Source organism: Streptomyces sp. NPDC037389 (assembly GCF_040636475.1).
Lineage (GTDB): Bacteria > Actinomycetota > Actinomycetes > Streptomycetales > Streptomycetaceae > Streptomyces > Streptomyces hesseae.
The window spans coordinates 75,392-94,904 of record NZ_JBEZUS010000017.1 but is presented as its reverse complement, the minus strand read 5'-3'; the positions used below and the strand labels follow the sequence as shown (position 1 = coordinate 94,904).

At 69.4% G+C, this 19,513-nt stretch carries 23 protein-coding genes, 1 tRNA gene and 3 pseudogenes; 18 read left to right on the top strand and 9 right to left on the bottom strand.

All coding sequences use genetic code 11. The features are described 5' to 3' along the window. Positions 1-27 precede the first annotated feature (27 nt). The 3 genes and pseudogenes from AB0E98_RS29505 to AB0E98_RS29495 all read left to right on the top strand — a co-directional run bounded on the left by AB0E98_RS29505 (position 28) and on the right by AB0E98_RS29495 (position 1,514). On the top strand, positions 28-432 hold the full coding sequence (locus tag AB0E98_RS29505; RefSeq protein WP_361708459.1) for a hypothetical protein: 405 nt from the start codon (positions 28-30) through the stop codon (positions 430-432). Positions 433-529: 97 nt separating this feature from the next. Further along, positions 530-886: pseudogene (locus AB0E98_RS29500) on the top strand (winged helix-turn-helix domain-containing protein); the annotation flags it as partial. 103 nt (positions 887-989) lie between these two features. Next, positions 990-1,514 (top strand): IS630 family transposase, encoded by a 525-nt coding sequence (locus tag AB0E98_RS29495; RefSeq protein ID WP_361708457.1) that lies wholly within the window; start codon positions 990-992, stop codon positions 1,512-1,514. 84 nt (positions 1,515-1,598) lie between these two features. Here AB0E98_RS29495 and AB0E98_RS29490 read toward each other — a convergent pair whose 3' ends face one another. Continuing rightward, positions 1,599-2,960: an IS256 family transposase gene (locus AB0E98_RS29490; RefSeq protein ID WP_361708454.1), complete on the bottom strand. Its 1,362-nt coding sequence runs from the start codon at positions 2,958-2,960 to the stop codon at positions 1,599-1,601. Positions 2,961-3,011: 51 nt separating this feature from the next. On the opposite strand from AB0E98_RS29490, the pseudogene AB0E98_RS29485 reads away from it, so the two are divergent. The 5 genes and pseudogenes from AB0E98_RS29485 to AB0E98_RS29465 all read left to right on the top strand — a co-directional run bounded on the left by AB0E98_RS29485 (position 3,012) and on the right by AB0E98_RS29465 (position 5,054). After that, positions 3,012-3,537 (top strand): annotated as a pseudogene (locus AB0E98_RS29485) (ADP-ribosylglycohydrolase family protein). Positions 3,538-3,639: 102 nt separating this feature from the next. Further along, on the top strand, positions 3,640-3,924 hold the full coding sequence (locus AB0E98_RS29480; RefSeq protein WP_361708452.1) for a hypothetical protein: 285 nt from the start codon (positions 3,640-3,642) through the stop codon (positions 3,922-3,924). A 33-nt stretch (positions 3,925-3,957) separates the two neighbouring features. Next, positions 3,958-4,128, top strand: a pseudogene (locus tag AB0E98_RS29475) (DUF6193 family natural product biosynthesis protein); the annotation flags it as partial. A gap of 2 nt (positions 4,129-4,130) precedes the next feature. Next, complete coding sequence (locus AB0E98_RS29470) at positions 4,131-4,346, top strand: DUF6193 family natural product biosynthesis protein (RefSeq protein WP_361708519.1); 216 nt, start codon at positions 4,131-4,133, stop codon at positions 4,344-4,346. A gap of 156 nt (positions 4,347-4,502) precedes the next feature. Beyond that, positions 4,503-5,054, top strand: a complete 552-nt coding sequence (locus AB0E98_RS29465; RefSeq protein WP_361708450.1) for a hypothetical protein — start codon at positions 4,503-4,505, stop codon at positions 5,052-5,054. Here the strand turns inward: AB0E98_RS29465 and AB0E98_RS29460 are convergent. The 4 genes from AB0E98_RS29460 to AB0E98_RS29445 form a co-directional block, all read right to left on the bottom strand. Beyond that, complete coding sequence (locus AB0E98_RS29460; RefSeq protein WP_361708447.1) at positions 5,051-5,413, bottom strand: cupin domain-containing protein; 363 nt, start codon at positions 5,411-5,413, stop codon at positions 5,051-5,053. The genes AB0E98_RS29465 and AB0E98_RS29460 overlap by 4 nt on opposite strands. A 201-nt stretch (positions 5,414-5,614) precedes the next feature. After that, positions 5,615-6,100: a hypothetical protein gene (locus AB0E98_RS29455; RefSeq protein ID WP_361708444.1), complete on the bottom strand. Its 486-nt coding sequence runs from the start codon at positions 6,098-6,100 to the stop codon at positions 5,615-5,617. Between the two features lie 116 nt (positions 6,101-6,216). After that, positions 6,217-6,414 (bottom strand): hypothetical protein, encoded by a 198-nt coding sequence (locus AB0E98_RS29450; protein WP_361708442.1) that lies wholly within the window; start codon positions 6,412-6,414, stop codon positions 6,217-6,219. 13 nt (positions 6,415-6,427) lie between these two features. After that, positions 6,428-7,282 carry a helix-turn-helix transcriptional regulator gene (locus AB0E98_RS29445; protein ID WP_361708439.1) on the bottom strand — a complete coding sequence of 285 codons (855 nt, stop codon included), beginning with the start codon at positions 7,280-7,282 and terminating at the stop codon, positions 6,428-6,430. Between the two features lie 282 nt (positions 7,283-7,564). Here AB0E98_RS29445 and AB0E98_RS29440 point away from each other — a divergent pair, with 282 nt between their 5' ends. The 5 genes from AB0E98_RS29440 to AB0E98_RS29420 all read left to right on the top strand — a co-directional run bounded on the left by AB0E98_RS29440 (position 7,565) and on the right by AB0E98_RS29420 (position 10,902). Continuing rightward, positions 7,565-8,056, top strand: a complete 492-nt coding sequence (locus AB0E98_RS29440) for an ATP-binding protein (protein ID WP_361708436.1) — start codon at positions 7,565-7,567, stop codon at positions 8,054-8,056. After that, entirely contained in the window at positions 8,043-8,288 is a 246-nt protein-coding gene (locus AB0E98_RS29435; RefSeq protein WP_361708433.1) for a DUF6255 family natural product biosynthesis protein, read from the top strand. Before AB0E98_RS29440 ends, AB0E98_RS29435 begins: the two co-directional genes overlap by 14 nt. A gap of 94 nt (positions 8,289-8,382) precedes the next feature. Then, positions 8,383-9,078 carry a rhomboid family intramembrane serine protease gene (locus tag AB0E98_RS29430; protein ID WP_361708429.1) on the top strand — a complete coding sequence of 232 codons (696 nt, stop codon included), beginning with the start codon at positions 8,383-8,385 and terminating at the stop codon, positions 9,076-9,078. An 84-nt stretch (positions 9,079-9,162) separates the two neighbouring features. Then, a complete protein-coding gene (locus AB0E98_RS29425; protein ID WP_361708426.1) occupies positions 9,163-9,507 on the top strand; it encodes a hypothetical protein in 345 nt (114 codons plus the stop codon). Positions 9,508-9,582: 75 nt separating this feature from the next. Further along, positions 9,583-10,902 (top strand): DUF1266 domain-containing protein, encoded by a 1,320-nt coding sequence (locus AB0E98_RS29420; RefSeq protein WP_361708424.1) that lies wholly within the window; start codon positions 9,583-9,585, stop codon positions 10,900-10,902. 31 nt (positions 10,903-10,933) lie between these two features. Here AB0E98_RS29420 and AB0E98_RS29415 read toward each other — a convergent pair whose 3' ends face one another. The 3 genes from AB0E98_RS29415 to AB0E98_RS29405 form a co-directional block, all read right to left on the bottom strand. Continuing rightward, positions 10,934-11,293 (bottom strand): hypothetical protein, encoded by a 360-nt coding sequence (locus AB0E98_RS29415; RefSeq protein WP_361708422.1) that lies wholly within the window; start codon positions 11,291-11,293, stop codon positions 10,934-10,936. 112 nt (positions 11,294-11,405) lie between these two features. Next, positions 11,406-11,477, bottom strand: a tRNA-Cys gene (locus AB0E98_RS29410). A gap of 136 nt (positions 11,478-11,613) precedes the next feature. Beyond that, entirely contained in the window at positions 11,614-12,477 is an 864-nt protein-coding gene (locus tag AB0E98_RS29405; RefSeq protein ID WP_361708419.1) for an alpha/beta hydrolase, read from the bottom strand. 88 nt (positions 12,478-12,565) lie between these two features. On the opposite strand from AB0E98_RS29405, the gene AB0E98_RS29400 reads away from it, so the two are divergent. The 3 genes from AB0E98_RS29400 to AB0E98_RS29390 all read left to right on the top strand — a co-directional run bounded on the left by AB0E98_RS29400 (position 12,566) and on the right by AB0E98_RS29390 (position 15,218). Then, on the top strand, positions 12,566-13,471 hold the full coding sequence (locus tag AB0E98_RS29400) for a LysR family transcriptional regulator (RefSeq protein WP_361708416.1): 906 nt from the start codon (positions 12,566-12,568) through the stop codon (positions 13,469-13,471). 110 nt (positions 13,472-13,581) lie between these two features. Further along, entirely contained in the window at positions 13,582-14,154 is a 573-nt protein-coding gene (locus tag AB0E98_RS29395; protein WP_361708413.1) for a cysteine dioxygenase family protein, read from the top strand. Further along, the gene (locus tag AB0E98_RS29390; RefSeq protein ID WP_361708410.1) at positions 14,154-15,218 is read left to right on the top strand and encodes a putative sulfate exporter family transporter; all 1,065 of its coding nucleotides are present in this window, start codon (positions 14,154-14,156) and stop codon (positions 15,216-15,218) included. Before AB0E98_RS29395 ends, AB0E98_RS29390 begins: the two co-directional genes overlap by 1 nt. A 58-nt stretch (positions 15,219-15,276) precedes the next feature. Here AB0E98_RS29390 and AB0E98_RS29385 read toward each other — a convergent pair whose 3' ends face one another. Then, positions 15,277-15,861: a hypothetical protein gene (locus tag AB0E98_RS29385; protein WP_361708408.1), complete on the bottom strand. Its 585-nt coding sequence runs from the start codon at positions 15,859-15,861 to the stop codon at positions 15,277-15,279. Between the two features lie 279 nt (positions 15,862-16,140). Between AB0E98_RS29385 and AB0E98_RS29380 the strand changes: the two genes are divergently transcribed. After that, the gene (locus AB0E98_RS29380) at positions 16,141-17,553 is read left to right on the top strand and encodes an MFS transporter (protein ID WP_361708405.1); all 1,413 of its coding nucleotides are present in this window, start codon (positions 16,141-16,143) and stop codon (positions 17,551-17,553) included. 164 nt (positions 17,554-17,717) lie between these two features. Further along, the gene (locus tag AB0E98_RS29375; RefSeq protein WP_361708403.1) at positions 17,718-19,505 is read left to right on the top strand and encodes a DEAD/DEAH box helicase; all 1,788 of its coding nucleotides are present in this window, start codon (positions 17,718-17,720) and stop codon (positions 19,503-19,505) included. The last annotated feature ends 8 nt before the right edge of the window (positions 19,506-19,513 follow it).

Below are 19,513 nucleotides of genomic sequence, written 5' to 3'. Positions count from 1 at the left end.
TCTTGGTGGGGAGGGGTGAAATCGGCCATGGCGACTGAGCGGATCCTGGAGATCCTGCGAGCTTATGACCCTGTTGGCTGGATGAAAGTGTCAATGGGTAGGCATCCCCTGGAGGGGTACCTGCAGGCTCCGTTTATTGCTTGGCGGTTTCAATCGCCTCGCAAGGAGCTTCAGGATCTTCTTGAAAATGCAATCAAGGAAGCCTCCGGTAGGGTCGAGTGGATGCTCGATACCTCTGGGAAGAACTGGGTCCTTGCTCCGTCGCGCCTGTTTGCAGGTGTGGCTGAAACGGGAAGGCCCGGCTTTTCTGATGTAGTCGCGTCGATCACGCTTTCCGATCAGCCGTTCTGTGCTGCAGCGACGGCGGATATGGAAAGCATCCTGGACTTTTTGGCCCAGACTGGGGAGGCGTTGGCGGCGGGGGACTATTGATCCGAAACGGCTGGGGTTCTGAGTCGTTGATCGCTGTGTGAGTGATCTGGTGGGGGACGCGCGGCACTTGTCGCCGTCGGCGCAGGAAGCGTTGCGGATGCGGGCGGTGGCCGCGTTGGCCGCAGGGCACCGCCGTGAGGATGTCGCGGTGATGTTCAAGGTCTCGCTCAAGGCCGTGGACAGCTGGTGGGCGAAGTGGGTGTCGGGAGGCCGGGAGGCCCTTTCCGTGCGCCCGCGGGGCAAGCGGGTCGGTGAGCATCAGGTCCTTTCCGGGGCCGAGCAGGCCGCGCTGCGGCAGGCGATCCTCGACCACCAGCCCTGTGAGCTGGGGCTTTCGGGGCAGTTGTGGACGCGTGGCCAGGTGGGGGCGCTGATCACGAAGCTGTACCGGGTATGCCTGACCGGGCAAGGGGTGGGCAAGTACCTCCGCCGCTGGGGCCTGTCCTTCCAGCGCCCGGACAAGCGGGCCGTGGAACAGGACGGGGAGGCGGTGCGCGTCTGGCGGGAGGAGACATGGCCGGCGATCCGGGGCGAAGGCCCGGGCCGAGGGCGCCGAGGTGCTCTTCGCCGACCAGGTCGGCGTCCGTTCCGACCACATCACCGGCCGCACCTGGGGCGAGAAGGGGCGCACCCCCGTCGTGCGCCGCACCGGCAACCGGTTCTCGGTGAACGCGATGTCCGCGATCAGCACGAAGGGCCGCATGCACTTCATGGTGTTTACCGAGACCTTCGACGCGACGGTGATGTGCCGCTTCCTGGACCGGCTCGCCGGCCACATCCAGCGCAAGGTCCACCTCGTCCTGGACGGCCACTCCGCCCACCGCTCCCGCAAGGTCCGCGACTGGCTCGCCACCCACCCCGACCGGGTCGAACTGCACTTCCTGCCCGGGTACGCGCCCGAGCTCAACCCCGACGAACTCGTCAACGCCGACCTCAAGCGGAGCCTGCCCCACCACAGCCGGGCCCGCGACCAGGGCCGGCTCGCCGCCGAAACCCGCAGGTTCTTCCACCGCCGCCAGCGCCAACCACACATCATCCGCAGCTACTTCGGCGGCCCACACGTCCGCTACACCCTCGAATAGAACCCTTTGAGTTTTTGAGGGTCTATCACGAATTAGGTGTGGTTCGTCTGTTTGGTCTACGTGTTCTTTCTTGGGCTGTGCGGCCTATGCCTGATTGGCGGTAAGACGGCCGTCGAAGAGGACGTCGAATTCGTTCAGGGCGGCCTTCCAGCGGTTACTCCAGCGCTGACGGCCCCGGCCGGTGGGATCGAGAGCGAGAGTGGCGAGGTAGAGCCGTTTGAGGGCCGCGGTCTCGTTCGGGAAATGTCCGCAGGCTTGTGCTGCCCGCCGGTAGCGTGCGTTGAGGCTCTCGATCGCGTTGGTCGTGTAGACCACCTGACGGATTGCGGGTGGCAGGGACAGGAAAGGAACGAACTCGTTCCAGGCCCGTTCCCAGATACCGGTGATCGAGGGATACCTGCTGTCCCATTTCTCGCTGAACTCGGTGAGCCGGCTCCGGGCCTGGGTTTCGTCGACGGCCGTGTAGACCGGCTTGAGGTCCCGGGCGATCTCGGCCGCATCCCGCCGTGATGCGTAACGCATGCTGTTGCGGATCAGGTGAACCACACATGTCTGGACGACAGTTTGGGGCCAGATCGTGCCGACAGCCTCAGGCAGCGCGGTCAGGCCGTCGCAGACCAGCATGAGAACGTCCCTGACGCCGCGGTTTCGGATCTCCGTCAGTACGGTCTGCCAGTACTTGGCGCCCTCGCCGCCCTGCCCGGTCCACAGCCCCAGGATCTCCCGGTATCCGTCCGCGGTGACCGCGATCGCCACGTAGACCGGCCGGTTGGCGACCTGTCCGTCCCGGATCCGCACGTGGATCGCGTCGATAAACACCACTGGATACACTGAATCGAGAGGCCGGGTACGCCATTCCGCCATCGATTCCAGCGCCTTGTCCGTGATCGTGGAGACCGTTTCCTTCGACGTGGTCATCCCGTAGACCTCGGCAAGATGAGCGACGATCTCCCCGGACGTCAGCCCTTTACCGGTCAAGGACAGCACCATTTCATCGAGGGCGCCGGTCCGCCGGGCGTATTTCGGCAGCAGGCCTGGACGGAAAGTGCCGAGCCGGTCCCGTGGCACGTTCACGACCACCGGACCGACCTCGGTCATCACCTTCTTCGCCCGGTATCCGTTACGCGTGTTGCCACCCGACCGCGACCCGCGCCCGCCGACCCTGACCGATTCATCAGCCAGATGCAGGTCCATCTCGGCCTCGAGCGCGGCCTGCATCAAATGCTGAGCCAGCTCCGGAAGAATCCCGCCCTCGCCCATCAAACGGAGACCGCCAGCCGCAGTCTTCTCCGCCGCGAGCGCGGACAATTCCTCCAGCAATTCGACCGACAGGCCATTCTCGGATACCGGCATCGACTTCACACCAGAACCCTCAACAGTCCCATCAGCCCTGGCAAGCGACACACCGCTGGCCATCCCCATCGTGTGACTCGTCGTCGTACCCACCAGATGACTCCTTCGAGGAAGGAACCCACCTAATTCATGACACTCCCATAGATGCGGTCCGTGGGGGCAGTCGTCGGGTCGGCTGTGGGGGATGCGCTCGGGGTTCCCTTTGAGTTCGGGCTTCCGGCAGCGTTTTCCTCACGTTTTCCGTTTCCTGGGTGCGGGGGAGGGATGTGTGGTGGTGGATACTGTCGCGCACGTTCATCCTGAGTATCGTGAGCGGAACGCCATGGTTCTCGCGCCCGGCTGGCATCCCGACGATGCCACCGAGTTCAACGGCGCCGTCTGGCCTTGTCTCGCTTCGGCTATCTGGGCCTTGCGCACCACTGGCTCCTACGAGGAGGCCATATGCGCGGCCGTTGACCTCGGTGGTGATACGGACACCGTCGCTGCGGTCACTGGAGGTCTCGCTGGGGCGGTCTATGGGCTCGACGCGATTCCCGTGCGCTGGACGGGTCCCTTGCATGTGTCTCTGCCCGGGGGCAGCGATCGTGTACTGCGCCTGCGGGACGTTGTCGACCTCGCTCGTCGGCTGAAACGGTCTGGCAGGGCCGCGTCGGCGAAGGGGCGGGATTAGCCGGTCCGTGTCGAGATCTCCAGGGTCCTGGACGCGGAGAGTGGGACCGTTGTCTGTTTCTCATCGCCGGTGGGAGTCGGTCGAGGCGTGTGGCGAGGGGCGTTGCCACCGGAGACCAAGGCATATGACGTCGAGTTCGAAGTTCCCGATGTGGTGCGGTCGTGGGGTCTTGTCCCGTCGCCGGGGTGGGGTATCGAAGATGCTGATGGGGCCGGCCTTTCCATCACTGGAGTCGTGGAGCGGATCGATGACGACTCCGTTGTCACGCTGAGAATCCAGGCGGACGTTCTTATGGTTGAGATGCCGGACGGCGCAGGAGAGGTCGCTTATGGGGACTGGCTGAAGTTCGTCGTCTCTGGCCTCGAACTGTTTCCGTACGAATTGTGATCCGGGGGCCGGGAAGTCGTGGTCGAGAAGGCGATGAGGGATGCGGGTGCAGGGGCCGTGGAAGCGGCCTGGCAGAAGCTGTTGAGTGAGGATGTAAGTGAGGAGCTCGTGGCTGCGGCGTATGCCGAGCCTCGGTTGCGCCAGCTGTATCCGTGGACAGGTATGTGGGAGCTGCACTTCAGTCGGTGCACCGAGCAGCGGTGGACATGGGATGCTCCGTACATCTGGCCTTCGGCCGCCGGGCGGCTGCACGTCGGGGGTACCACGTCTTGGGACCCTCGCGATCGGAGAGGGTCGGGATGGCCACCAGCGCTGAGCAGGCGGTTGCGATGGTCGTCGAGCGGCTGCCCGCCAACTGTGGGCCTGCTTTCGTCGGTACTTCGGAAGAGCTGGCCGCGTACGAGTCGCCGAGTCACCGGTGACTGCCGGGCCGAGCCTTAGGGAGTGTCCTTGGGACGTAGCCGGACGGCGGGCATGGTTGCACCCTGACAGACGCCAGTTCAGGCGGCCGATGAGGCCTCAGGTTTCCGGCAGTGTTGTACCGCCATACTCGCGGCGGGGAAGAGGAGGGTTTCCCGATGGGCAGCACCGTGGCCCCGTTGGTGATCGCGTTTCTGGGCATCCTCGGCACGCTCGCGTCGGGGCTCATGACGCAGCGGCTCGCGGAGAAGGCCAAGGCCAAGGAGCTGGAGCACGCGGAACGGCAGCGCGTGGACGAGCGGCGGTACGAGGGGGAGCGTGCGACGGCCGAAGCTCTTCGGGCCTGCTACGTCACGCTGAACACCGCCTCTCTCGACTACCACTCCGAGTTGAACAACTTCTGGTACGCACTCCGAGCCGGCCGCGTCAGCGACGAGCTGCGGTCGCGCCTGGACGACGCGCGGCGCGAGCATCGCGCGCGGCACTCCGAGGCGCAGATGCGTGTGCCGGACGACGTGCTCGCCGCCGCCCACGAAGTCAACCTCGGGCTCAGCCGGGTGTACGGGGTCCTCAAGCGTCTCGACGGCGGGATGCCGCCGCGACGGGAGGGGGAGTCCCTGGAGCAGGCCCGCGCTCAGATCAATGGGGCTTGGGATCAGCTGAACGAGATGCGTCGCGCCATGCGACGGAGTCTTGGCGTAGCCCGCTAGCCCTTGGCGTAGTTCGTGGCGCCCTGCCAGTCGACCATGACGCAGGGGGTGTCGCCGAGGACCCAGGCGTCGTGGCCCGGTGGGCAGATCATGCAGTCGCCCGGGCCGAACTCCGCCTCTTCGCCGTCGTCCATGACGACATGCATGCGGCCCGAGATGACGTAGGCCGCGTGGGAGGCCTGGCAGCTGTCGGTTCCCGCGATCGGCTTGACGTGATCGGACCAGCGCCAGCCCGGTTCGAATGTCGCCCGGCCGACCGAGCCGACGCTCATGGTCACCAGCTCCATTCGCCCTTTGTTCCCCTGGAAAGGGCGGATTTCCTCTGGCGCGTCAAAGCTCTTGTGCTCGAGACCGGCCATGGAGTGCTCCCGTCCGTTACTGATCGGCTAGCCGTTTCGAACGTAGCCGTGGGGGTGGGGAAGGGCGAGCCGTGCAGGGCGGGTGGGTGATGGGGACGCTGCCTCGTCAGCCGCCGGTAGTCGACCTCTTCGACCCTGAGCCGGTCAGTCAGGAGGTCGGTCGTGACGAGTTCGAGGAGTGGTGGGAACGTGCCCGCCCGGTCACAGCCTGAATACCCCGCGCCAGGTCCACCCTGCGCTGAGGACCACCTTCCGCAGGGTGTTCCTCATGTCACGCGTGTCCAGTCGGTATGTCTCGACCTTGCGTCGGCGGCCGTCGGGCCCCCGCTCGTAGGCCCATTCCCGTTCGACCGCGAACCCCCATCCGCGGCTGTACCCGTGCGACCTGGACAGCCCCTGCCTGGTGGAAGTCCACTGTTCCTGGAGAATCCGCACCTCGCGCCCGTGCGGATCCAGACGCATCCGGATCCTGAGTCTGCGATCCACCTGCTCACGGGTCGACGAACGAGGCGGGATCCACCATTCCGCCACCACGTCGGCCTTTTCGGAAGGGTTGGCCTTGCGTATGCGGTACGGCGTGTCCGTACCGTCGATCGCGAGCAGCGATTCCCGTACCTCCGCGGCTGAACGCGGTACGACATCGTTCTCGGGGTACGTGGTGCCCAGCAATCTGTCCCGGAGGCCCATCGCTAGATCCCCGCCCCGGTGCCCGGGCGCGACGTGCGTGCTGTGCGCACGAAGCAGAGTTCCCCGTGACTCATGCGATTCCCCTCGGTTCAATGCCTGGCGTGCACCCTACAGGCCTAGAGGAGATGGTCTAGATCGCCCCGTTTTGCTGCCTCGATCAGGTTGCGGAGGCCCTGGTGGGTTGTGGTGATCAGTTCGGTGGGCTGTGTCGTCTCGCGGAGGACGGGGGTGCCGGCGGCGGTGTGGCCTATCTGGAGGCAGGTGTTGCCGCCGCCTGCGCCGCAGATTGGTTCCTGCCATTGGGTCTCGCTCATCTTGTGCTCGCCTTCACAGCTGTTGGGAGATGTTGTGGATGAGGGCGCGTGTCTTGTCCTCGGACAGGCTCAGGTGCTCCATTTTGGCGAGCAGATTCCCGTAACTTGCCAGACTCTCATGCGAGTCGATAAAGGTGGAGCCGTGATATCCGTCGAGCTGAACCGTGTCCAGCTGTGGGACCGGACCTTCGGCATAGAGAATCGGCTGGCCGGGGCCTGAGAAGCTATGGGCTTCGAAAGGGATAACGCGGATGACGATGTGGTCGCGCTCGCTCATGGCAAGGAGGTGGTTGAGCTGGTCCCGGGCGACCTTCGGGCCGCCGAACTGGATGTGCAGTGCCGCCTCGTGAATGATCGCGGTGAATTGCGGTGGGTTCCGGCGAAGGGTGAGGATTTCTTGCCGTCGCATGCGGTGAAGGGTTCGTACCTCAAGCTCGTCCGGCGGGTAGGAGAAGTCCGAGCCCTCGAAGACCGCGCGGGCGTGTTCGGCCGTCTGGAGCAGTCCAGGGATGTGCACCATGACGAACACCCGCATGGCGATCGCGTGGTGCTCGAGTTCGGTCACGTCCAAGAATGCCGGAAGGAGGATCGCCCGATAGGACTCCCACCACTGGTTGTTGCGCTCCTGAGCGATGGCGGCCAAGGCGTCGATCAGGGCCGTGTCCGTGCAGCCGTAGTGCCCTGCGAGCGCGCGAACGCGGTCCGGGCTGGTCCTGAAGCGTCCTGCCTCGATGTTGGGGACGCGTGTGCGGTTGACGCCGAGGAGAGCTGAGGCCTCCTGTGTCGAGATCCCTGCTGCCTCTCTGAGCTTGCGCAGCTCGGCGCCAAGTCGGCGTTGTCGAACGGTGGGTGGGCTGGTTGGCGGCATGTCACCTCTTTCCGTACGGCCACAGTGTGCCCGCGTCGAGGCGGCGGATCTACATGGGGAACGGTTCCCTGATTCCGAGAGAAGGTCCCACGCTCGATGCGCTACCGTCGGTATCGCTTGACTCACACGCCGTGGCGCCGGAAGAGCACCGCGCGAGCATGCCCGCCTTCCCTGGGGTGAGGTGTGCTCGCGCCCAGGGAGGCGGGCCACCGGTCGCCGTACGCGTTGCGAGTCACGAAGTACTCGAACTCCCCACCATTCGAACGTGCTTGGAGTCCGCGCATGAGTGCTCCTCATCGCTCCTGCCTGCCCGAATCCCGTCCACCCGCACCACCGCTCACCCCCACCCGCGCGAATCTCAACTACTCCCTGGGCCTCCCCGGAGGTTCCTACTGTCTCGGCATGGCCCGCACCGTCGTCCAACGCCTGCTGACCGAGCACGGCCTCGACGGCCTCGCCGAGCTCGGGGCCCTGGCCGCGTCCGAACTGCTCGGGAACGCCTATACGTTCACCCCGGGCCGTGATGTCAGCCTCGCCGTCCGCTGGCGCTTCGGCGTGCTGCGGCTGACCGTGTTCGATGAGCATCAGGAGCACGCCGTCGAGGCCGGCAAGGCGTGCCGGGCGTACCGGCGGGAGGCCTTGGCCATGCTGGAGGCCGTCGTCGACGAGTGCGGCGGACTCGTCGGGCTCGCGGCGGCGGAGAGCCCGCTCGCCGGCTGCAGGCTGTGGGCCGTACTCCCGCGAGAGGCGGCGGAGCGCTATGCCGGGCTGTGAAGCGAGGACGGGCCTTTGTGGTGTCGGGCGGCGCTGCCGGACGTGCGGAGTGCGGCGGTTCGCCGACTACGGGGCCCTGCGGCCGCCCGGCCTGCCGCACCGCGTCGTATCGACCCCGCGTGATCCCCGGGCCGCCGACCGTGCGGCGGCCCGGTGCGTGGCCGAGCTGATGAGCCGGGGGAGGTGGTGGTCCCGGCGGCGACGCGTGTACGTCCTCGCGTGCCGGTCGTGAGGCGGTCGCCGTCAGCCGCCGCGTGCCGGATGCGTCATCGTTTCGTAGGGTACGCACACACGGGGGCGTGGCTCCCCGCGATGAGTGGAGTGGGATGAGCAGGGCAGCGGCGCCGGTCAGCGCTGAGTGGATGGTCGCGGAAGCGCGCAGGGCGTTCTTCGTGATGTTCGGGTTCCTGGCCCTCGTCTGGGTGGTGCAGCTGGCGAACTGGGCCGGCGACTACGGGCTGTCCAAGGGCTATGCGGTGATCTCCGGCGAGCCGGGGCGGCTGCCCGACATCCTCGCCGCGCCGTTGCTGCACTGGAGCTGGGCGCACATCGAGGCCAACTCCGGGCCGCTGTTCGTGTTCGGCTTCCTCGCCGCCTATCGCGGGGTGGCCCGCTTCTTCGGGCTGACGTTGCTGGTGGCCTTCGTCAGCGGGCTGACGATCTGGTTCCTCGAGCGGCCCGGCGTCGGGACGGTCGGGGCCAGCGGGCTGGTCTTCGGGTACTTCGGGTACGTCGTGGTGCGTGGCTTCTTCGACCGGCATCTCATCGACAGCCTGGTCGGCGTGGTCATGGCCGCCTCCTTCGCCTACACCTTCACCGGGGTCCTCCCCGGTACGCCCGGCGTCAGCCGGCTCGGGCACCTCGGCGGGCTCATCGGCGGCATCGTGGGTGCCTGGGTCTTCCGCGACCGGCGGGCGAAGGAGCCGAGTGCGCCGAGAAAGCCGAAGACGAACGGCGAGCCGACTCCCGGCGGTCCCCGTGCCGAGCTGCACAAGGAGCTGCGTGACCTCGGGGTGCTCTAGGCACTTCGTGCCTGAGTATGTGGCAGTACACCTGAGTACCGCTACGGATACGCCCGCCACCCCGCCCGCCATAGCGTCGGCCGCATGGCAATGAACACGACTGACATCGACCCCGGCAGCGACCCCACCCTCCTCGTGATGAAGTACCTCGGCGGGGTCGCGCTGTGGGTCTTCGCCGCGTTCACGTTCCTTCTCCTCCCCCTCAACGTCATGGCCAGTGACGGCTGCTTCGACGGGGACACCCGCGCCATCTGCACCGTCGCCGGGCAGAACGCCGTCGCCTACATACCGATGGTCACCGCGCCCGTCGCCGCCGTGCTCGGCACCTACGGGCTGGCGGCCCAGGGAGGCAGGGCGAAGGGGGTCTACGCCCTCGCGATGGGGATGCTGGTCGCCGCGTGGGCTGTGGTGTCCGCGATCGCCGGGTGACTCGCCGGGTGACTCCTTGAGTGACTTCCCGGGTGACCCCGAAGTCACTCGAACAGTGCTCGATAGGGTCAGGCCATGGGGTTGTGGAACACGACAGGCACGGCAGGGCAGCGGCCCGTGGGCTGGGCGCCGCCGGCGGGGGCCGTGCCGCGGGCGGCCGACGTGCCGTGGCAGGCGCCGAGCGACGTCGAGCAGAAGCTGTACGAGGCGCGGGTGCGCGGCGACTGGGACGCGTACTTCCATGTGCTGGCCGAGACGAGGCTCTTCCTCGCCGTCCCCCGGGCGAACGCCGACGCCGAGACCCGCACCGTGCCCTTCGCCCCCTACTGGAACCCGCAGACCGGCACCCCCTGCCTCGCGGTCTTCACCGAGGGGATGCTGCCCGCGCCCGCCGAGGACCCCGTCTTCTGTGGGTACTCCTTGGGCTGGTACGCCCGCGTGTGGGAGCCCGGCGACCCGCCGTACCTGGTGGTGAACCCCGGCAGCCCCTGCGAGGCGGCCCTCCCGGCGAACCCGGCGGGGCGGGAGATCTGGCAGCGGCACGCCGAGCGCGTCCGTACGTCCTCCTGTGGCTGCCCGGACCGGCACGGCCGGCTGCGCGCCCTCCACACGGGCGGGCCCCTGCACGGGCCGCTCGCGCACGGGCTGGCCCTTACCTCGCTGCTCTTCGTCGACAACGGCGAGCTGTGGAACGCCATGGCCTACCACGGCGGCGGCTATTTCCACGAGAAGGACCGGCTCAAGGAGTGGTGGGGGGTCACCGACCGGGAGGGCTGGCGGAACGCCCAGGAGGGGCTGTTGGACGCCGACATGGTCAGCGGCTCGTGGGAGTTCGCCCTCGGCGTCCGCCGTGCCATGGCGATGGACTTCCCCGGGCTCGTCGACGTCGAGCACTGGCGCCGGGCGGCCGAGCGCGTCCTGCGGCGCAGGGCCGAGCAGGCGGGGGAGGTGCGGATCACGCTGGAGGGGGTGACCCGGGGGGAGGCCCTGCCGGACGACGAGGTCGAGGGGTACATCGCGGAGATCCACCAGCTGATCGGGCGGATCGCCCGCTACGAGGCCCGCTTCCGCGCGGACGGTCTGCTGGCGGAGGGCGCGTACGTGCGGACGGCGGCGGCATGGGACTACGGGCGCGCCGCCGGGATGGCCCGCTGGGGGCTGGCCGCGCGGTACTGCACCCTGCACGAGGCCGAGGAGGCGGTGCTGCGCGCCGGGATCGCGGCCAAGGGCGCCTACGGTTCGTGGGAGGAGTTCTCCGCCGGGTACGTCCTCGCGCGCTGTCTGCACTTCGACGAGGAGAAGTTCGGCAAGTGGTACGAGGACGCGCTCGCCGCGCACCGCGTGCTCACCACCGACCCCGCCAGCCCCTGGCTGAACATCCCCTGGGGGCGCTGAGCCGGGTCCCCGGGCCGGGTGGGCGGTCTCCTCATCGCCCCAGGTAGACGTACAGCGCCAGTGCCACCGGGCCCGGGCAGGCCAGGGCTCCGGTGATGGCCCAGCGGGTGGCCGGGCCGAGGCGGAGGAGCTTCAGGGCGTACCAGACGGCCGTCAGGACGGCTGCCGCCAGCGCCAGGACTCCCGCGACCTGGAGGAGGAAGCTCCCGGCCTCGGCCGGGTGTTCCGCCGCCGCGCCCCAGACGGCGATCATCAGCACCACCACCAGGCACAGCCCGACGGCCATGACCGTGATCGTCCACAGGATCGCCGCCAGGACGGTCATGGAACGGTTCTCGGCCCGCACAGGAACGGGGGCAGGCACGCGGTACGGAAGCTGTTCGGTCGTCATGCGACGATCACACACGCCGAAGGGCCCCGCCCGGGAGTGCTCGCACACCCAAAGCGGCCTGAGTACGGTCTGAGTACGGCCTGAGTAGCGGTACCTATTTCAAGACCTGAAGAGGCCGTGACTGGAATCGAACCAGCGTAACTCGCTTTGCAGGCGAGCCCCTAAGCCACTCGGGCACACGGCCGGATGGGAGTCTCGTGCACCTCCCCGACGGCTACGACCATACGTTCACCCCGGCCCCGCTTCAATGGTGCGGAGGCCACTGTCATATGGCGGACATGCGCCAGTCATGTCCGCGAACCGTGGACGACCGTACGCCCTCACGCGCTCACTCCCCGCAGGAACTCCTCCACCAGCGGACGGAACATCTCCGGCTCGTCGACCCACGGATAGTGACCCACCCCGTGCAGCGGGCGGACCACACCCCTCGGGAAGGAGGCGGCGACGAGTTCGCCCGCGCGCATGCCCGTGACGGCGTCCAGGTCGCCCGTCACGACCAGCGCCGGGCAGCGGACCTCGCGCAGGCCGTGGAGCAGGGCCAGGCGCAACGGTTCGTCGACGCCCTGCCAGAAGGCGGCGCGCGGGACGGGGTTGAGCTGGTCGGGCTCCGTGGCGGCGTGGGCGCGTTGCTCGGCGTCCCAGCGGCCGTAGGCCATGGGGGCGGCGCGGCGGAGGAGGGAGCGGACCTCGGCGAGGTCGCCGGCCTCGCGCAGGGAGTGGACGGCCACGTAGGCGTCGACCCACCAGTCCTCGGTGCTGCGGGACTCGAAGATCTCCTCGGCGTCCGTGGGGAGTTCGCCCTGGAGGCGGGAGCCGGGCGTGACCAGGACGAGGTGGGTCAGGTGTTCCCCGTGCGCGGCGGCGTAGGCCTGGGCCGTGGCGCAGGCGGCGTCGTGGGCGAGGAGGGCGAAGCGTTCCAGGCCCAGGTGGACGCGGAGCGCCTCGACGTCCTCGGCGAGGGCGGGGAAGGCGTAGCCGGCCACGTCGGGGGAGGGCGGGGAGGCGCCCGTACCGCGACTGTCGGGGACGACGAGGGTGTGGTGGGCGTCCAGTCCGCCGAGGTCGCCGAGGTACGCGGCGTCGCGGCCGGGGCCGCCGGCCAGACAGACGACGGGCGGGCCGGCGCCCTCGCCGAGGACCCGGTAGGCCGGCTCCACCGAGTCGTATGAGGTGTAACGAGTCATAAGTCCACCATGCCGGAAATGGTCAGTGATCCAGAAGCGAGCCACCCGTCCCCGTCCCCCTATCCCAAATTCCGCTTATGATTCCGGCGTGTTCGACTCCCGGCACATCAAGACCTTCCACGCGGTCGTCACCGCGGGGTCCTACTCGGCTGCCGCCAGGGCCCTGGGGTATACGCAGCCTGCGATCACCCAGCAGATGAAGGCCCTCGAACGTGCCGTCGGAACGCCGCTGTTCACCCGGGTCGGGCGGAGGATGCGGCTGACCGAGGCGGGCGAGGCCCTCGCGCGGCACGCGGAGGTCATTCTCGACAGCCTGACCGCTGCGCAACGGCAAATGAGCTCCCTGACGCGGCTGCGCGCCGGGCGGGTACGGGTGTGCGCCTTCCCCAGCGCGGGGGCCACCCTCATACCCGAGGCGCTGGCCCGGCTGGCGGCCGACCATCCGGGGGTGCGGGTCGAGCTCCAGGAGGGCGAGCCGCCGGACTCGCTGCGCCGGCTGGTGCGCGGCGAGTGCGACATCACCCTCGCCTTCACCTACCCCGGCCTGCACGAACAGGTCCCCGACGAGCTCGTCGAGATACCGCTGTTCGAGGACCAGCTGATGGCGCTGCTGCCGATAGGCCACCCGCTGGCCCGCCGCCGCGCCGTCAAACTCGCCGACCTGGCGGAGGAGCGCTGGATCGCCGGCTGTCTGCGCTGCCGCACCAATTTCCTCCACGAGTGCGCCGAGCAGGGCTTCGCTCCCGACATCGCGTTCACAACGGACGACAACCTCGTCGTGCAGTCGCTCGTCGCCGAGGGGCTGGGGGTGGCGATGATGCCGGGGCTGGTGTTGTCCTTCCTCCGGCACGACAAGATCACCGGACGGGCCCTCGACCCGGCCTGCCGGCGGTACGTCTCCGCCTATGTCCTCCGCGAGCACCTGCGCATTCCGGCAACGGCGCTCGTCCTCGACGAGCTCAAGGCCGTCGCGGCGCGGCGGGTCGGGTGCTGAGTTCCCGTTCCGGGTGCCCGCGCATCCGTAAGCATCCATAAGCGGGTGTTGGCAGTCTCGTAAAGAACTGTCGTTGGACGTGATGGATCGGGCGCCCCGACGCTGCACCCATGACCACCCCCACCGCACCCCCGACGACAACGACGGCAGCGACGACCCCGCGCCTCGGCCGGCTCGTCGACGAGATCCGTGAGACCGTCGGCCGCGGCCTGGCGCCCGACGCGACGGCCTACCTCGTCGGCGAGCGCCTCGCCGCCCACCTCGGCGCCCCGGACCTGCTCACCCCCGAGCAGTGCGAGGGCGACCCCGACCGCTACCGCCAGCACATCCTCCACGCCGAGGCCGACGGCAGCTTCTCCGTCGTCGCGCTCGTCTGGATGCCCGGCCAGCGGACCGCCATCCACGACCACGTCTCCTGGTGCGTCACCGGCGTCCACCAGGGCGCCGAGAGCGAGCGCCGCTACCGCCTCGTCCCCGACGTCCCGACCGCGCGCCTGATCGCCACCGAGGACGTGGTCAACCGGCAGGGCGACGTCTGCGGCTTCGCGCCGCCCGGCGACATCCACCGGGTGCGCAACGCCTGTTCGACCGTCGCCATCTCCCTGCACGTCTACGGCGCCGACGTCTCCCGCCTCGGCTCCAGCGTGCGGCGCGTGTACGACCTGCCCGCCGACGAGTTCTGATGGCGGTCGTCGATTCACAGACCTCCACCCGGCCGACGTCCGCGCCCCGGGCGAAGGCCACGCCGGGCAAGCTGCCCGGGCTGGCCATGGCCGCCGCCGGCGTGGCCCTCGCCTGGGGTACGCACCGGCTCGTACCCGCCGTCCCCATGCTCACCGCCGCCGTCGTCCTCGGCATCGCCGCCGCCCATCTGCCCGGCGTGCGGGCCCGGGTGCGGGGCGTCGGCAAGCCGGGGCTGACGGCGGCGGGGAAGCGGCTGATGCGCGTCGGCATCGTGCTGCTGGGGCTCAAGCTGAGCCTCGACGACGTGCTCGGGCTGGGCTGGGCCACCGTCGCGATGGTGGTCGCGGTGGTCGCCGCGACCTTCTTCGGGACGCTGTGGCTCGGCCGTCGGCTCGGGCTGCGCGGCGACCAGCCGCTGCTGATCGCCACCGGCTACTCCATCTGCGGGGCCTCCGCGATCGGCGCCGTCAGCGAGGTGTCGGGCAGCGACGAGGAAGACGTCGCGACGTCCGTGGCGCTGGTGACGCTGTGCGGCACCCTCGCCATCGCCGTACTGCCCCTGCTCCACCACCCGCTGGGGCTCGGCGACGCGGAGTTCGGACGGTGGGTGGGCGCGAGCGTCCACGACGTCGGGCAGGTGGTGGCGACCGCGCAGACCGCCGGGCCCGCCGCCCTCGGCGAGGCCGTGCTGGTCAAGCTGATGCGGGTGGCGCTGCTGGCGCCGCTGGTCGCGGCGGTGGCGGTGTCCGTACGGCAGCGGAGGCGGATACCCGCGTCCGGTGCCACTGGTGCCACGGGCAAGCGGCCCGCGCTCGTTCCCCTCTTCGTCCTCGGCTTCCTCGCCATGGTGGCCGTCCGTACCACAGGGTGGCTGCCCGGCGGCGCGCTGGACGCGGCGGCGCACGCGCAGGAGCTGCTGCTCGCCGCCGCCCTCTTCGGGCTGGGCAGCGCGGTGCACCTGCCCTCGCTCGTACGGACGGGCGGCCGGGTCGCGGCGCTGGGGCTGTGCTCGTGGGTGGTCGTCGCGGGGGTGTCGTACGGGGGCGTGCTGCTCACTATGTGAGGAGTGCGGTGTGGGGTTTATGCCGTGGGGCCCGGTCGGTGCCGGGCCCCACGCCGCGTCACGAGCCGGAGACCTCGACCATCTCGGTGATCTTGTTGCCCGGGCCGAGCGTCACGTTGTAGTAGTTCTGGCCGGTGCACCACTCCTTGTGGTCGGCCTTGCTCTGGTTGTCGTACTGCTGGTGGTTCGGGTCCGCGCACTCCTTGACGTGGCCGATCCCGGAGAGGACCTTGTCGGTCGGCCGCGCCGGGCGGACCTCGGGGCCGTTCTGGCCGAGGACGGTCACCTTCGCGTTCTCGTTGTCGAAGGCGTACGTGTTCGTCGCGCCCTCGGCACGGTAGAAGGCGCCTTCGTCCATCTTCGTGTTGCAGGACACCTTGGCGTCCTGCGCGACGATGTTGTTCATCGCGCCTTCGACGCCGGTCACCTTGATGAGCTTGTGGCCCTTGGGCAGCGGCGCGCACGGGTCCTTGTAACCGCTTTTGTCCTTGCCCTTGCCGTCGGTGGGCTTCTGTGACGGGGCCGCACCGGCCGCCGAGCCCTTGTCGTCGTTCTTCCCGCCGTCGTCGGTGGGGCCGCAGGCGGTGAGTGCGAGTGCGCCGGAGACGACCAGCGCGGCCGCGACGACATGCCGAATGGACATAGGGATCCCCCTGGTGCTGCCCGGCGCCGATCGCCGGGTCGAACTGGTTGAACTGGTCGAACTGGTTGAACGTGTGAACCGGCCGGAAGCCTATGGGCATGAACATGGCGGAAAGTCGACCATTTGCATGGCCATGATCAAACTGCGACCGAATCACGACGGACCCGTGTCCGACTCGTGGCCGAGTCCCGACCGACCGTGCGACTAGGCCTCAAGGCCGAGTCGATCTCCTCCGCACGACAGGGGTCAAACCGGCTTTCGCCACTTACTCTGAAGGCCATGACCTCCGCCGATTCCATATCCGCCACCCAGGCCGCGACGGACACGGTGGAAGGCGTTCTCGGACGCCGCTACCGCGCCCTCACCCTCGGCATCGTCTCCGTCGTCTCACTGATCGCCTTCGAGGCCAGCGCCGTGAATACGGCGATGCCCGTCGCGGCCCGCGCGCTTGACGGCATCGGGCTGTACGCCTTCGCCTTCTCCGCCTTCTTCACCGCGAGCCTGTTCGCGATGGCGCTGTCGGGGGAGTGGTGCGACCGCGCCGGCCCCCTCGTGCCCCTCTTCACCGGCATCGCCGCCTTCGGCGCCGGGCTGGTGGGCGCGGGCGCGGCGCAGGAGATGTGGATGTTCGTGGCCGCGCGCGGCATGCAGGGCATCGGCTCCGGGCTCGTGATCGTCGCCCTGTACGTGGTCGTGGGGCGGGCCTACCCGGAACGGCTGCGGCCCGCCGTGATCGCGTCCTTCTCCGCCGCCTGGGTGGTCCCCGTGATCGTGGGGCCGCTGGTGGCGGGAACGGTGACCGAGACGCTCGGCTGGCGCTGGGTGTTCCTGGCCATCCCCGTGCTGATACTGCTGCCGCTCGCCGTGATGCTCCCCGCGCTGCGCGCGCTGCCGCCGGGGAAGAACGCGGACACGATGAACCGGCGCCGGATCCTCCTCGCGCTCGGCGTCGCAGCCGGGGCCGGACTGCTCCAGTACGCCGGGCAGGACCTCCGCCCGTTCTCCCTCCTCCCCGCGGTCGCCGGGCTCGCCCTCCTCGTGCCGTGCGTACGCCGGCTGCTGCCCACCCGTACCTTCCTGGCCGGGCGCGGGCTGCCCTCCGTCGTGCTGCTGCGCGGCCTCGCGCAGGGCTCCTTCCTGGCCGCCGAGACCTTCGTCCCGCTGATGCTCGTCACCGAGCGCGGGCTGTCGGCCACGCTCGCCGGGCTGTCGCTCACCGGCGGCGGGCTGACCTGGGCCCTCGGCTCGTACACCCTGAGCCGCGCCCGCCTGGAACCCCACCGCGAGCGGCTGATGGGCCTGGGCATGGCGGTCCAGGCGCTCGCCGTGGCGGTGGTGCCGCTGGTGCTGATCGACGCGGTGCCGGTGTGGCTGGTGGCCGTCTGCTGGCTCCTCGTCGGATACGGGATGGGGCTGACGATCTCCAGCGTGGGCGTGCTCACGCTCCGGCTGTCGCGGCCGGGGGAGGAGGGCACGAACGCGTCCTCGCTCCAGGTGTCGGACGCACTGGGGAGCGTGGTGCTGGTGGGGCTGGCGGGGGTGCTCTTCGCCACAGCCGGCGGGGAGTCCTCGTCCGTGTCCGCGCACGGTACGGCCGCGCCGGCGGGGGCGTTCGTCGCGGTCTTCGCGCTCTCCGCGGTGGCGGCGCTGGCGGGGGCGTGGGTGACGACGCGGCTGAAGGCGCGGGGGTAGGCCCTGCGGCGGCCGATCCCCTCGAAGGCCGGACGGGCTGAAGATCAGCCCGTCTGTGACGTCCGTCCCACCCCCGGGTGGACCCGGCCCGTGACCCCCGGCCCGACCCGTCGACGCGGGTAGGCTTGCGCGGTTGCCGACCGCCGACCCCGCCGACGGAGACCGTGACTACCACCACCGCGAATCACCATCTCTCACCCGCCTTCCCCGGCCGGGCGCCCTGGGGTACCGCCAACAAGCTGCGCGCCTGGCAGCAGGGCGCCATGGAGAGGTACATCCAGACGCAGCCCCGCGACTTCCTCGCCGTCGCCACCCCGGGCGCCGGAAAGACCACCTTCGCCCTGACCCTGGCCTCGTGGCTGCTGCACCACCACGTCGTCCAGCAGGTGACCGTCGTCGCGCCGACCGAACACCTGAAGAAACAGTGGGCCGAGGCCGCCGCCCGGATAGGCATCAAGCTCGATCCCGAGTACAGCGCCGGTCCGCTGGGCCGCGAGTACCACGGCGTCGCCGTCACCTACGCCGGTGTGGGCGTCCGCCCCATGCTGCACCGCAACCGCTCCGAGCAGCGCAAGACGCTCGTCATCCTCGACGAGATCCACCACGCCGGTGACTCCCGCTCCTGGGGCGACGCCTGCCTGGAGGCCTTCGAGCCGGCCACCCGCCGCCTCTGCCTCACCGGCACGCCCTTCAGGTCCGACACCAACCCCATCCCCTTCGTCACCTACGAAGAGGGCAACGACGGCATCCGCCGCTCCTCCGCCGACTACACCTACGGCTACGGCAACGCGCTCGGCGACGGCGTCGTCCGCCCGGTGATCTTCCTCTCCTACAGCGGCAACATGCGCTGGCGCACCAAGGCGGGCGACGAGCTGGCGGCCCGGCTCGGCGAGCCCATGACCAAGGACGCGGTCTCGCAGGCCTGGCGCACCGCCCTGGACCCGCGCGGCGACTGGATGCCGAACGTGCTGCGCGCCGCCGACCGGCGGCTGACCGAGGTCCGCAAGTCCATCCCCGACGCGGGCGCGCTGGTGATCGCCTCCGACCAGGAGTCGGCGCGCGCCTACGCCAAGCTGATCCGCGAGATCACCGGCGAGGGCGCGACGCTCGTGCTGTCCGACGACAGCGGAGCCTCCCAGCGCATCGACGACTTCTCGGCGTCCGAGGACCGCTGGATGGTCGCCGTCCGCATGGTGTCGGAGGGCGTGGACGTGCCCCGCCTGGCGGTCGGCGTGTATGCCACGACGATCTCCACGCCGCTGTTCTTCGCCCAGGCCGTCGGCCGCTTCGTGCGGTCGCGCCGGCGCGGCGAGACAGCGTCCGTCTTCGTCCCGACCATCCCGACGCTGCTGACCTTCGCCAACGAGATGGAGGTCGAGCGCGACCACGTCCTCGACAAGCCCAAGAAGGAGGGCGAGGAGGACCCCTACGCCGAGTCCGAGAAGGAGATGGACGAGGCGAACAAGGAGCAGGACGAGGACACCGGCGAGCAGGACCAGCTGCCCTTCGAGGCGCTGGAGTCCGACGCGGTCTTCGACCGCGTGCTCTACGACGGTGCCGAGTTCGGCATGCAGGCCCACCCCGGCAGCGAGGAGGAGCAGGACTACCTCGGCATCCCCGGACTGCTGGAGCCGGAGCAGGTGCAACTGCTGCTCCAGAAGCGTCAGGCCCGGCAGATCGCGCACAGCCGCCGGAAGCCGGACGAGCAGGCGGACCTGCTCGAAATCCCCGCCGAGCGGCGGCCGGTCGTCACGCACAAGGAGCTCCTGGAGCTCCGCAAGCAGCTCAACACGCTCGTGGGTGCGTACGTCCACCAGAGCGGCAAGCCGCACGGTGTGATCCACACGGAACTGCGCCGCGTGTGCGGCGGCCCGCCGAGCGCGGAGGCCACGGCGGGGCAGCTCACGGAGCGCATCACCAAGGTGCGGGAGTGGGCTACGCGGCTTCGCTGACGCTGGTC

Coding starts and splice junctions, on each gene's coding strand:
- AB0E98_RS29505 (WP_361708459.1), top strand. CDS start 28: ATGGCGACTGAGCGGATCCTGGAGATCCTGCGAGCTTATGACCCTGTT.
- AB0E98_RS29470 (WP_361708519.1), top strand. CDS start 4,131: ATGGGATGCTCCGTACATCTGGCCTTCGGCCGCCGGGCGGCTGCACGT.
- AB0E98_RS29465 (WP_361708450.1), top strand. CDS start 4,503: ATGGGCAGCACCGTGGCCCCGTTGGTGATCGCGTTTCTGGGCATCCTC.
- AB0E98_RS29460 (WP_361708447.1), bottom strand. CDS start 5,413: ATGGCCGGTCTCGAGCACAAGAGCTTTGACGCGCCAGAGGAAATCCGC.
- AB0E98_RS29455 (WP_361708444.1), bottom strand. CDS start 6,100: ATGGGCCTCCGGGACAGATTGCTGGGCACCACGTACCCCGAGAACGAT.
- AB0E98_RS29450 (WP_361708442.1), bottom strand. CDS start 6,414: ATGAGCGAGACCCAATGGCAGGAACCAATCTGCGGCGCAGGCGGCGGC.
- AB0E98_RS29445 (WP_361708439.1), bottom strand. CDS start 7,282: ATGCCGCCAACCAGCCCACCCACCGTTCGACAACGCCGACTTGGCGCC.
- AB0E98_RS29440 (WP_361708436.1), top strand. CDS start 7,565: ATGAGTGCTCCTCATCGCTCCTGCCTGCCCGAATCCCGTCCACCCGCA.
- AB0E98_RS29435 (WP_361708433.1), top strand. CDS start 8,043: ATGCCGGGCTGTGAAGCGAGGACGGGCCTTTGTGGTGTCGGGCGGCGC.
- AB0E98_RS29430 (WP_361708429.1), top strand. CDS start 8,383: ATGAGCAGGGCAGCGGCGCCGGTCAGCGCTGAGTGGATGGTCGCGGAA.
- AB0E98_RS29425 (WP_361708426.1), top strand. CDS start 9,163: ATGGCAATGAACACGACTGACATCGACCCCGGCAGCGACCCCACCCTC.
- AB0E98_RS29420 (WP_361708424.1), top strand. CDS start 9,583: ATGGGGTTGTGGAACACGACAGGCACGGCAGGGCAGCGGCCCGTGGGC.
- AB0E98_RS29415 (WP_361708422.1), bottom strand. CDS start 11,293: ATGACGACCGAACAGCTTCCGTACCGCGTGCCTGCCCCCGTTCCTGTG.
- AB0E98_RS29405 (WP_361708419.1), bottom strand. CDS start 12,477: ATGACTCGTTACACCTCATACGACTCGGTGGAGCCGGCCTACCGGGTC.
- AB0E98_RS29395 (WP_361708413.1), top strand. CDS start 13,582: ATGACCACCCCCACCGCACCCCCGACGACAACGACGGCAGCGACGACC.
- AB0E98_RS29390 (WP_361708410.1), top strand. CDS start 14,154: ATGGCGGTCGTCGATTCACAGACCTCCACCCGGCCGACGTCCGCGCCC.
- AB0E98_RS29385 (WP_361708408.1), bottom strand. CDS start 15,861: ATGTCCATTCGGCATGTCGTCGCGGCCGCGCTGGTCGTCTCCGGCGCA.
- AB0E98_RS29380 (WP_361708405.1), top strand. CDS start 16,141: ATGACCTCCGCCGATTCCATATCCGCCACCCAGGCCGCGACGGACACG.